We start from the raw sequence: 11,377 nt of genomic DNA on the forward strand, positions 1-11,377 counted from the left end.
TGAGTCGTTTGATCTCTTGGGCGGGTGTTTCTTTCGACTGCGTCATGTTGGGTAGCCTCATTGGCTTGGACCAATCTAATCTACCATGTTTTCTGAGCCACACCAGAACAGTGCTTCTCCCTTGGATACCATAACGTTCCTGAGCTTGTTTGTATGTCAGTTCGCCGTTTTCAACCCGTTCGACAACGGACAATTTAAAGCCCATTGAATAATCACGGGAAGTTCGGCGGATACGCTTGGAGTTTGACTCTTTCATGAATAAGTCTCCAAAGTGTCAACTTATTCCAGGACGAGACATATTGATGAAAAAAGCCGATGCAACTGCATCGGCTTTTTTGTGTCTGCTGTTTGCTTATTGTTACCAAGCACTTACTGTTGCCAAGTGCTTACTATTGCTAAATAGTTACTCTTACTAAATGGTTAGCCCGTTTTCTTTTTCAAATCTTTCAAGTGCTCTTCCGCGGTAATGAAATCAAACTGGTTGATGGCATCTTGCAGACGCTTGAACTCTTCCATTTGGTGACACCATTGCGGCAAGGCTTTTGACAGTACGCCAATCTTGTCCTGCACCTCAATATCAAACTCTTGAAGGCTAACTTGAAGCGAGTTGAGCTGTTCAATCAAGTAACCGTCTAACGGCTTAATTTCTTCTTCAACCACTGGCGTTTCAGCCACGGCAGTCTGGCTAATGATTTCATCGAACACATCTATCGCAGAGACAATCATGCTTTTCAACGCCAACACGTCGCTTTCACTGACTTCCTCACCAGTATTGTATTTTTCCTCTAAGCCACACGCGTAGTCTGCAATTTCCGTCGCGCCGATATTGCTTCCCGCCCCTTTGCAGGAGTGGGCAAGAATGGCTTTTTCTGCCGTATCTTCTGAGGTGAGTAGCTGCTCCATGGCCGTCGCTTGAGACGTGAGGAACAGAGACAATATCTTGAGGTATTTCGCTTTGTTGCCCCCCAAGCGCTGAACCCCTTCACTGAGATTGATGCCTGGGATCTTATCAAGCATCATGTCGAACATGGTGTCATCGTATTCCATTCCCACTCTCCTTCGGGTTCTTTCTTCGTCCGTCATCAATGAGATCGCTGACTCAGCCGCTTCGGCTGAGGGCACCTCAGAGCTTAAAGACGCCGCCTGTTCACTCTCTTTGTCGTTCGTGGTCTCGGTGTCAGGTGTCACCTCTGCGTGCGCGACTAGCGGCTCTGGTGGCGTCCCCCCTGGGGCTTCTACTATCGAGGCCTCCACTATCGGGGTTTCTTCGATCTCAACAACCGCTGCTTTCGCGTTATCTATCGCGCCATTTTCTGTTGCGAACACCATTTCTTTTTCAAGCGACGCTGGCGCGACAACGACATCTTGTTGCTCAATAACAGCTTTTTTCTCAGAAACATTGGCATCAGCGCTTTCCGCCGCCGGTTTCGATAACCACTCGATCAGGGTGTTTTTGAGTAAATTAAAATCAATGGGCTTAGCAATATGGCCGTTCATGCCCGCCTCTCGGCATGCAGCAACATCATGGGATTCTGTGTTTGCTGTCATCGCAAGGATGGGTAATTCAGTGAGTTGGAGATCCTGACGGATCATTTTGGTGGCCGTGACCCCGTCGACAACAGGCATTTGCATGTCCATTAACACTAAGTCGACAGTGTGCTCTTTGAGCATGTCTACCGCTTCACCGCCGTTGTTGGCGACAAGCACCTCCAGCGGTAACACTTCCATCGCGCCAATTGCCACTTCCTGATTGACCAAGTTGTCTTCCACCAGGAGAACCACTTTGCCGTCCACTTTCATCGCTTCTTGATCGAAAACATCTTCGACTTCAAGTTCAGGTTCTGGTGCCTTTTTAGGTGCAGATCCCCCCCCTAAAAAGCGAAGTTCCGCCGATGCTGCGCTGTTTCCGCTCATGTGACTCGGCTGGCTTTCTGGTTTGCTCTCTGGACTTTCTACAGTCTTGTTATCACTCGCGCTGACAGCATCCATGAGGGCTGATGGCAATATGGGTTTCTGTACCCACTTAAAGGAGAACGAGGGACGTGTTTCATCAACATCAAAGCCATTATCAGGCCCACAAACAATGATGGTGGACGGGGTTTTGCCACTTCGGGTCAATGCCGACGTCAGGAAGGACACCATGTCATGTTCTAGGCTGTCCCAATCCGCCACCACATAATCTAACGAGCCATTTTGTAGACTGGATTCTTTCTCTCGAAGTTCTTCAATCGACCGACACTGGCTGATGGTTGCACCCGCGTAAATGAAGATGTCGCTGATCGCAGAGAGTTGAGACATGTTTGAAGAGACGAGCAATACGTTCTTCGCAGAGAGCTCACCTGACCACGTATCGCCTAAGCGAGATGTTTCATTCACACCTGACTGACAAGGCAAGGTGAAAGAAAACACACTGCCCTCTCCCCACCGACTGTCAGCGAACAGTTCTCCGCCCATCAACGCGACCAATTCTCGCGACAAACTTAAGCCAAGCCCTTTACCGCCATAGCGACGCGACGTGGAGTTGTCAGCCTGATTAAACGGTTGAAAAAGCCCATCGAGATCTTTTCGGCGAATACCTAACCCGGTGTCATGCACAGAGAAACGAATGTTCACGTCATCTTCACGGCGAGATTCGAGCGCAACAGATAGGGTGACTTCACCCACTTCCGTAAACTTCACGGCATTGTTACCCAGCGCCATCAAGACTTGCGTGATGCGTACTGAATCCGCATCAATGATTTTGGGTATGGCCATGTCCATCAGAACATGGAACTGGAGGTTTTTCTCATAAGCTTGTTCGCCGAGACTTTTAGCAACGGGAGAAAGCAAGGTTTCGATGTTGCATTCCACCCATTCAATTTCGAGATTACCCGCTCTCACGTTAGTAAACGCCAATACCGTATTTAGCGCTTCTAATAAGGTGTGCCCCGATGAAATCACACGCTTAATGTAGCGTTTTTGCTTACCTTCTAGCCCGCTATCCAATGCCAATTGAGACATACCCAAAATCGCATTGAGTGGCGTTCTAAATTCATGAGACATGTTGGACAAGAAGTCTTTCTTGGCTTGATATGCGGAACGCGCGGAGCGTTTCGCCGTATCCAACTCATTGAGTTTTTGGAGGTAGGCTTGCCTTTGCTCTTTAAGGGCATCTTTGGTCTGTTGAAGCGTAATTGCCCCCCAGACCAAGAGCGCGATCAGCACCAACAATAAACCAACCAAAAGCGGCACTGCTGTTAATACACCGCCCCCACTGGTTGGGGGAAGTGCAGTGCTTGAGAGGTAGCCACTCTCTTCTCTCGCCAATGTCACTGTGGAATGCATGAGCATCAACATCACAGAGAACGCTGCAAGGAAGCGTGTGGTTAAGAGGCTCATCCTATTGATTATTTTTCTCATCGCACGTTTTGGGTCTTCGAGCACCGCATTCACATTCAACGTACTGGCCTCCAGTGACATCAATGGTGGGTGAAAACAATCGAGAAAATAAGCAGCGCCTGTACGCTAAGCTCATGTCTCAATTAAAATAAATATAACTCATAATTGGAACATTATTAAGAGTAGACCTAGGATTGTATAAGTGGAAAGTCATTCAGGATCCCTTTGATGCTGTCACCGGAAATCAAGACAAATAAACGCGCTACCGTCCTGGTTGTCGACGACACCCCGGAGAATCTCGTGTTTGTCAGTGAGATGTTGCGAGACAAATATGAAGTGAAAGCAGCAACAAACGGACAAACGGCGCTCGCCATTGTTGAAAAGTTCTCTATCGACCTGATTTTGTTAGACGTTGTAATGCCCGGCATGGATGGCTACGAAGTTTGTCGTCAAATTAAGGCCAAAAAGTCTGCGCACGATATTCCGGTCATTTTCCTTACGTCAAAGTCGAAATCAGAGGATCAGGAATACGGTTTTTCGGTGGGTGCTGCTGACTACATCATGAAACCCATGAGCCCGCCAATTACAATGGCGCGCATCAAAATCCATCTTGAAAACAAGGCGTCTCAAGATTTTCTTTCCAATCAGAACGAATTCTTGGAAGCCGAAGTTCAGCGTCGTGTCAAAGAGCTCAGCGTGATTCAAGACGTGACGATTAACGCCTTGGCGAGCCTCGCCGAAACACGTGACCAAGAAACCGGTAATCACATTCTCCGAACGCAATACTATGTGAAAATTCTGGCTGATCAGCTCTATTTGCGCGGGAAGTTTCCAGACGTTGTCACCCCTGAGTACATCACCATGGTGTTCAAGACTGCGCCGTTGCACGACATCGGCAAAGTGGGGATTCCAGACGCCATTTTGCTCAAGCCGGGCAAGCTGACCGCCGACGAATTTGATGTCATGAAGTCGCACGCCAAGCTCGGGTACGATGCCATTATGAAGGCCGAAAAAGAAGTCGACGCTGAATACCCGTTTCTGAATGCCGCCAAAGAAATTGCCTTTGGTCACCATGAAAAGTGGGATGGCTCGGGGTATCCGCAAGGGTTGATGGGGGAAGACATTCCGCTCAGTGCGCGTTTAATGGCTGTTGCCGACGTCTTCGATGCGCTAGTCAGTAAGCGCGTGTACAAATCCGCAATGTCCCATGATGAAGCGTTTGAAATCATTCGAGAAGGCAAAGGTTCGCACTTTGACCCAATGCTTGTCGATTTGATGTTTGATATGAAAGACGAGTTCATAAAGATCGCTGAAACTTACAAAGATTGATCAGCGATTCAGTGATCCACAGGCGCTTAAACTTACTGCGCATTACCGCACCTTCTTCAGTTTCAATATCCCATAGAAAGTGCGGTAACAAAGCCGTTTAGCCCACAGCTAACCAAACCCCAACCCCCATCATTAGGGTACCCGCGATTCTATTCATCAAACGCACGTTGCCGCTTTTCTGCAGAAAATGGCGCAGTGTGCGACCACCACTTGCGTACAACAGCAAACAGCCGAATTCCGTCATCAGGATGATGCCTATCAATACGGCCAATTGCGGTGGCATCGCGAGTGATGGATTGATGAAAGGAGGCAGCAACGAAATCATGAACGCCCACCCTTTCGGGTTCGCGATAGCGGTGACGAAGCCTTGCATCGCAAGTGTCATCGGTGAAGTGTCAGTGCCCGCTGACAAATCTGACGGAATCGCCATTTTGCCACGAGACATCCACATTTGTAGGCCGAGATAGAACAGATACGCCCCGCCTACATATTTCAGCACGCTGAACAGACTCGGGTAGTTCAACATGATGGCTGCCACGCCAATCACGGAAGAAATGGAAACCAGCGCAACGCCAATCAACTCTCCCCACATCATGTGAAGGCTACGACGCACGCCAATGCTCATGCCTAGCGTCATCGCTAGTGTCATGCACATACCCGGCGTGACGGATACGAAAAAGAAAGTGGGAATAAATACCGCCAGCATAGCGATATCAACTGCAGATGCCACGTTAACTCCGGACAAAATGAGGCAAAAGAAGTGTAGTAAAAACCGAGTCTGCACAAGCGTCAAGCTCAATTATTAGCCCCGTCCGAATGTTGCTATAAAAAAGCCCCCAAATTTGGAGGCTTTGTTTTTATTCGCTATCCGTAGACTGCATCGGGCAACCAAGTCGCCAGTGTTGGCCAGTACGCGAGCAACGCCAGCATCACTAACTGAATCAAGATAAACGGCAGTACGCCACGGTAGATGTCCATGGTGGAAATGGAATCTGGCGCCACACCGCGTAAGTAAAACAGCGAAAAGCCAAATGGCGGCGTCAGGAATGACGTCTGCAAGTTCAGCGCAATCATGATCCCAAGCCACACAGGGTCAACACCCATGGTCAGCAATATCGGCGCGACAATCGGGATAACCACGAAGGTGATCTCAATGAAGTCGAGGAAGAAGCCCAAGAGGAACAGCACCAGCATCACGAGTAACATGGCACCGAACACACCACCCGGCAGGCTCATCAAGAAGTCACGAACAATGTCATCACCACCGAACCCTCGGAACACCAAAGCAAACAGGGATGCGCCAATCAAGATCAGGAAGACCATGGCCGTCACTTCGGTCGTGCTTCTTAAGACGTCGCGCAAGATCGACAGGCTAAACATACGTTTGCTGACAGCCAGAATAATTGCGCCAACCGAGCCAACAGATGCTGCTTCCGTTGGTGTTGCTATACCACCAAGGATCGAGCCCAACACCAGCACAATCAACAGCACTGGCGGGAACAATACGGTAAGCACCTGCATCCACAACTCTTTGCTGACTTTTCTTTCTTCAGCAGGAATAGGCGGAACACGGTGTGGTTGGGTAATCGCAATCACGATCAAATAAACGATGTACATGCCCACCAGCATAAAACCGGGGATCAACGCACCTAAAAAGAGGTCACCGACAGTGACGCTCTCTGGCGAGAAAATACCTTGATCAAGCTGGGCTTGTTGATAAGCCGAAGAGATGACATCGCCCAGCAATACCAACACGATAGACGGCGGAATGATTTGCCCTAACGTGCCGGACGCACAAATGATGCCCGTCGAAAGCCTTGGGCAATAGCCACGTTTCATCATTGAAGGCAAAGACAGTAACCCCATGGTCACCACGGTTGCACCTACAATGCCGGTACTTGCTGCTAGCAACATGCCCACGATGGTCACTGAAATGCCTAAGCCGCCCGCAAGCCCGCCAAACACTTGCCCCATGGTATCGAGCAAGTCTTCCGCGATGCGCGATTTCTCAAGCATGACCCCCATGAAGATAAACAAGGGAATCGCCACCAATAGCTCATTCGACAAGGTGCCTTGAATACGGTTTGGAATGGCTTCCAAAAACGCAGGATCAAACGTGCCCGTTACACCGCCAATCAACGCAAACAGAAGTGCAGAACCACCAAGGGTGAACGCGACAGGGTAACCAACCAGCAAGACGCCAAAGGTAAACAGGAAAAGGAACAGGGCGAGGAATTCACTCATAGCGCGTGCTCCTCATCGTGATCTTCAAGTTGCTTGGCAATGTCTTGGTGACCTGTAATGGTCAGCACAGACTTCAAGGCTTCAGCCACGCCTTGAATGATCATAAGGACAGGCATCAATAAGATACTGGTTTTGAACAGGTACTTTGCTTCTACGCCGCCCGCTTCTTGCGAGCCTTCCATGATCTGCCAAGAAGCCATGACGTAATCCCACGCGATGTAGAAAATAAAGCTGCACGTAGGAAGCAATAAAAAGATAAAGCCGAGTAAATCGACCCATGCCTTTTTCTTTTCTGACATGGGGCGGTAAAAAATATCAACGCGAACGTGAGCGCCTTTCAACAAGGCATAAGCAGCTCCGAGCATGATGACGTAGTTATGGAAATACAGGACAGATTCTTGCAAAAACACGGATCCGGAATTGAGCACATAGCGCATAACGACCACCACAAAGGTGATAAGCACGATGGCTAAGACGAACCAGGAAACAATGCGTCCCGTCCAATCACTAAAACGGTTGATGCCCTTGATAAGCGCGATCAATTGGGGCGAGGCGGTATTCATAGAACTACTCTAACATCAGCCTATTGGCTAAAATTGGAAAGAAAAAGAGGCGATCTAGGATCGCCTCTTAAAAGGTTATTGCGGGTTACGTGCGTTCAACATGGCTTGCTCAGAAATGGCATGCCAATCGATCGCTTGGTCACGGAAGCCTTTGTAAGACTCGTAAACTTTCTTACTGATTTCGTCTACCTGTGCTTGCTCGGCAACCACTTCATCAGACAGCGCTTGTAGCTGAGACAGCACTTCTTTCGGGTATGGACGCAAATCAACCTTGTGCTCGTTCACCAAGCTTTCCAACGCTGCATTGTTACGCGCGGTAAACTCAGCAATCATGTCAGCATTCGCCACGCGGGTCGCCGCTAGAACGATAGACTGCAGATCTTTTGGCAACGCATCGAAAGCTTTTTTGTTGATCAGCGCTTCCAGCGTTGTGCCTGGCTCGTGCCAACCTGGGTAGTAGTAGTACTTCGAGGCTTTATGCAGGCCGAAAGCAAGGTCGTTGTAAGGACCTACCCACTCAGTTGCGTCAATGGCACCAGATTGCAGTGATGGGAAGATTTCACCACCCGGCAACAGTACTGGCGTACCGCCCGCACGTTTCAACACTTCGCCACCCAAACCTGGGATACGCATTTTCAGACCTTCAAGGTCGCTGATCGTGTTGATTTCTTTGTTAAACCAGCCACCCATTTGCACGCCAGTGTTACCTGCAGGCATTGGGATAATGCCAAACGGTTCGTACGCTTCAGCCCAAAGCTCAAGACCACCACCGCTGTAGATCCAGCCATTCATTTCTTGTGCTGTCAGACCAAAAGGCACTGCCGCGAAGAATTGACCCGCTGGCGCTTTACCTTTCCAGTAGTAACCTGCACCGTGGCCCATTTCGGCGGTACCACGAGACACGGCATCAAACACATCCAGTGCGCCAACAAGCTCACCTGCACCGTATACTTTCACGTCCAAACGCCCATCACTCATCTCAGTGATCAGCTCAGCAAGGTTGTTTGCCCCTGTGCCTAGCCCTGGGAAGTTTTTCGGCCAAGTCGTTACCATTTTCCAACTGATTTTTTCTTGTGCTGCTGGCTGCGCCTGCGCACTCGCTTCCTGCTTTTCTTCACCACAACCAGATAACAGCACACTCAGTGCGACTGCTGTTGCGGCAAGAAACGAACGACGTTTGTACATGAGAGTGATCTCCTTGCTTGGGAAAGGCGAAAGATTTAGCAGTACTGAAGGTTTACATCTAAAAGTAGGTACTGCCTAACTAACACGACGCTCATCAATGGCTCTCGATGAGTTAATGGTTTGTTGCAATAACTTTACCCATTATCGTCACCCGCAAATAGCGAAAGGGCGAGGTTGTTTGAAGTTGGTCAAACAATGATCGCTAGAAATCTAAACATCTGATAGATAACGGCCTCTGTGACCGACCAATAACGTGCTACGCCGCAGCGATACGCGCTTCTTCATTTTTGTTTGAATTTTCACGCAGAGACAAAAACGCCTTCCTCAAGGAAGGCGTTTCATCCTGTTTTCACATCAAGGTCATCAAGCCTTTTGCGTTAACTGAGGGCGTCTTTGAATGTCGCCATATATCGGCAAATCAACGCATCCATCGCCATCAAAGCCACGATGGTTAACCCTGCCATGGGGAACGCGACACACACCAAAACGACGCTGACAACACCCACTTTCCAAAGCCCTGAATCCACGGCTTTTGGCGGTGCACCGAGTTTGCGCTGTCCTGCAGGACGACGTTGCCACCACATCACCGCACCCGTTACCGCAATCAAAATAAACGCCAAACAGAAAAGTACGTTGGCGATTTTATTGATGATGCTGATATCGCCCTGATGCAAGGCAATCCCCGCCGCCATGGCTTTCGCAACAGTGTTGTAATCACGCCAGGTGACATCAGCGAGCACTTTTCCAGAATACTGATCAATGTGGGTGGTTCTGTCCTGCGTAGGGTCGGTAATATCGCCACTCATGGTGTTGGCTGACACCGTAAACACCCCCGATTCAGAACGCGGGAAGTTGAGTTTGTATTGCGTAAAACCCAGCGCTTTCGCTTCGTTCACAACACGATCGATACCGATTGGCTGGGCCACCAACCCTACTTTTTCACCTTTCCCTGACGCTGAACCTGAAGCCGTCTCCTCGCCATGCACGTTCCCCTTAGATTCAGGAAGTGGCGTCAACTCAAGGTTCCACGGTATCTCTTCTTCTGCACCATGATTGAGCGATTTGTGGTTTAGGGATGACACAGGCACATCATCCCATTTTTGGGCGGGGAAACTGCCCCAAGGTTGCACGATTTTCGCGCCCCAAATACCCGCCCACGCCAAACCACTCAGCACGAAAAAAAGAAGCACAATAGACAGGACGCCACCGATATTCGCATGAAGGTCACGAAGCAACGTCCGTGTTCCGCTGTTTGTTCGAATTTTCAAAAATCCCGCGCGGCGCGCATTGTCATTCGGTAACCAAAGATAGATCCCTGACACCAACAAAATAACGGTAAGACTGGCGGCAATCTCAATCAGATAGTCGCCGACATCACCGATCAATAAGGTGCCATGAATGTCGTTTGCTAACTGATACCAACTGTCGCTGCGATCAATGGTACCAGTGATGTCTGCCGTGTACGGGTTAACCAACACAAACTGCGTCGATTCATCAGCCATGGTGACAGAAAAGCGATTAGCAACATCCGAAGAGGTTGCAGGAACAAACTGCGTCACCGTGCCCTCAGGGTATGCCTGCTGCACAGCCTTTAATTGGACTGAAATGGGCAAAAGTGCTTGCGATGAATAGGCGTCGGGATTAATCGAAAGCACCTCGCCATACCGCGCAGACTCAATCTCATCATCAAACAGCATGATGAGACCGGTAATACTGAGCATCAGCATAAAGGGGACGACAAATAAGCCTGCATAGAAATGCCAGCGCCACGTGAGAAAGTAGCGAGACTTTTGCGTCGCCTGGGTGCCTGCCAGAGGGGGGGTGGGGTTAGAACTCACCATGAATCATTCCTTTTTTCATGTACAACCCCACCGCGCTTCCTTGGCATCATTGAGATACGCGGATAAACGCAGTGACATTGCATGTTGATTGTACGTTTGGGTCGATGCCCTTGTTGTTTTTATGCGGTGTTTAAACAGGAAGGAATGACGGTGGTGCACGGGTAACGGGTTGCTCAAACCGAACCCTTTTTACGAGATAAGCATAAGGCTCAAGCACGGTATCCGTGTTGAGGGTGTAAATCGGTTCCAAAGAAAGGGAGTGATGGTGAAAGGAAGAAAAATGACTAAAAGGACAAGGTTTGCTGCTGTGGGTTTTAGACGGCTCACCTTCTTCTATCTGCACCCGCTCAAAGCCATTGACGGTACAAAGCGTTGCCCACACGCCTGCGCTGCTGCCATGCGCATTAATCACTGGCATCAAGGAAACGAGCAACCAGCTTAAGGCACTCGCACAAAGCATGACATGTCTGAACAACGTATTACACGTCAAAGAAGCAGTTAATGTCATATTCACCATATGTATCTAATTAACCAGATACTTTACTGTAAAAATGACGTTAACGACGTGCTTCAGTGCAAAAACTAAGCATTCGGTTCACGAACAACAGAAATATAATTACAAACCGCGCGGGTTTGGGTATTTGTATAGGTGAGCACATCATCATTGCTCGGCCCTCGCGCATCGCTTCGTAAAACCCTCTGAGCCCTTCCTCAAAAAGCCACGAAAAAACGCAAACGAACGTATAGACGTCTAGCCGTAAAAATATCTATTGACTTGTCGCTCGACTATAAATAGCATCAAATTCTAGGTTAAAGAACAAAAGCAACAACTATCAC

At 49.1% G+C, this 11,377-nt stretch carries 8 protein-coding genes and 1 pseudogene; 1 reads left to right on the forward strand and 8 read right to left on the reverse strand.

Annotated features, from left to right (window positions below):
- Together EQP46_RS22565 and EQP46_RS22570 are read right to left on the reverse strand one after the other, a co-directional pair.
- Positions 1 to 256: pseudogene (locus EQP46_RS22565) on the reverse strand (helix-turn-helix domain-containing protein); the annotation flags it as partial.
- Positions 257 to 420: 164 nt separating this feature from the next.
- Complete coding sequence (locus EQP46_RS22570; RefSeq protein WP_129495804.1) at positions 421 to 3,459, reverse strand: hybrid sensor histidine kinase/response regulator; 3,039 nt, start codon at positions 3,457 to 3,459, stop codon at positions 421 to 423.
- 147 nt (positions 3,460 to 3,606) lie between these two features.
- On the opposite strand from EQP46_RS22570, the gene EQP46_RS22575 reads away from it, so the two are divergent.
- The gene (locus tag EQP46_RS22575; RefSeq protein ID WP_129495756.1) at positions 3,607 to 4,707 is read left to right on the forward strand and encodes a response regulator; all 1,101 of its coding nucleotides are present in this window, start codon (positions 3,607 to 3,609) and stop codon (positions 4,705 to 4,707) included.
- 97 nt (positions 4,708 to 4,804) lie between these two features.
- On the opposite strand, the gene EQP46_RS22580 is transcribed toward EQP46_RS22575, so the two are convergent.
- The 6 genes from EQP46_RS22580 to EQP46_RS22605 all read right to left on the reverse strand — a co-directional run bounded on the left by EQP46_RS22580 (position 4,805) and on the right by EQP46_RS22605 (position 11,048).
- Complete coding sequence (locus EQP46_RS22580; protein WP_194956912.1) at positions 4,805 to 5,413, reverse strand: LysE family translocator; 609 nt, start codon at positions 5,411 to 5,413, stop codon at positions 4,805 to 4,807.
- 158 nt (positions 5,414 to 5,571) lie between these two features.
- A complete protein-coding gene (locus EQP46_RS22585) occupies positions 5,572 to 6,951 on the reverse strand; it encodes a TRAP transporter large permease (RefSeq protein WP_129495758.1) in 1,380 nt (459 codons plus the stop codon).
- Complete coding sequence (locus tag EQP46_RS22590; RefSeq protein WP_129495759.1) at positions 6,948 to 7,514, reverse strand: TRAP transporter small permease subunit; 567 nt, start codon at positions 7,512 to 7,514, stop codon at positions 6,948 to 6,950. The genes EQP46_RS22585 and EQP46_RS22590 overlap by 4 nt, the downstream gene beginning before the upstream one ends.
- A gap of 75 nt (positions 7,515 to 7,589) precedes the next feature.
- The gene (locus tag EQP46_RS22595) at positions 7,590 to 8,699 is read right to left on the reverse strand and encodes a TRAP transporter substrate-binding protein (RefSeq protein WP_129495760.1); all 1,110 of its coding nucleotides are present in this window, start codon (positions 8,697 to 8,699) and stop codon (positions 7,590 to 7,592) included.
- A 377-nt stretch (positions 8,700 to 9,076) separates the two neighbouring features.
- Positions 9,077 to 10,540 carry a PepSY-associated TM helix domain-containing protein gene (locus EQP46_RS22600; protein ID WP_129495761.1) on the reverse strand — a complete coding sequence of 488 codons (1,464 nt, stop codon included), beginning with the start codon at positions 10,538 to 10,540 and terminating at the stop codon, positions 9,077 to 9,079.
- A 130-nt stretch (positions 10,541 to 10,670) separates the two neighbouring features.
- A complete protein-coding gene (locus EQP46_RS22605; RefSeq protein WP_129495762.1) occupies positions 10,671 to 11,048 on the reverse strand; it encodes a hypothetical protein in 378 nt (125 codons plus the stop codon).
- Positions 11,049 to 11,377: the final 329 nt, after the last annotated feature.

Source organism: Enterovibrio baiacu, assembly GCF_004120195.1.
In the GTDB taxonomy this organism is placed as follows: Bacteria; Pseudomonadota; Gammaproteobacteria; order Enterobacterales; family Vibrionaceae; genus Enterovibrio; species Enterovibrio baiacui.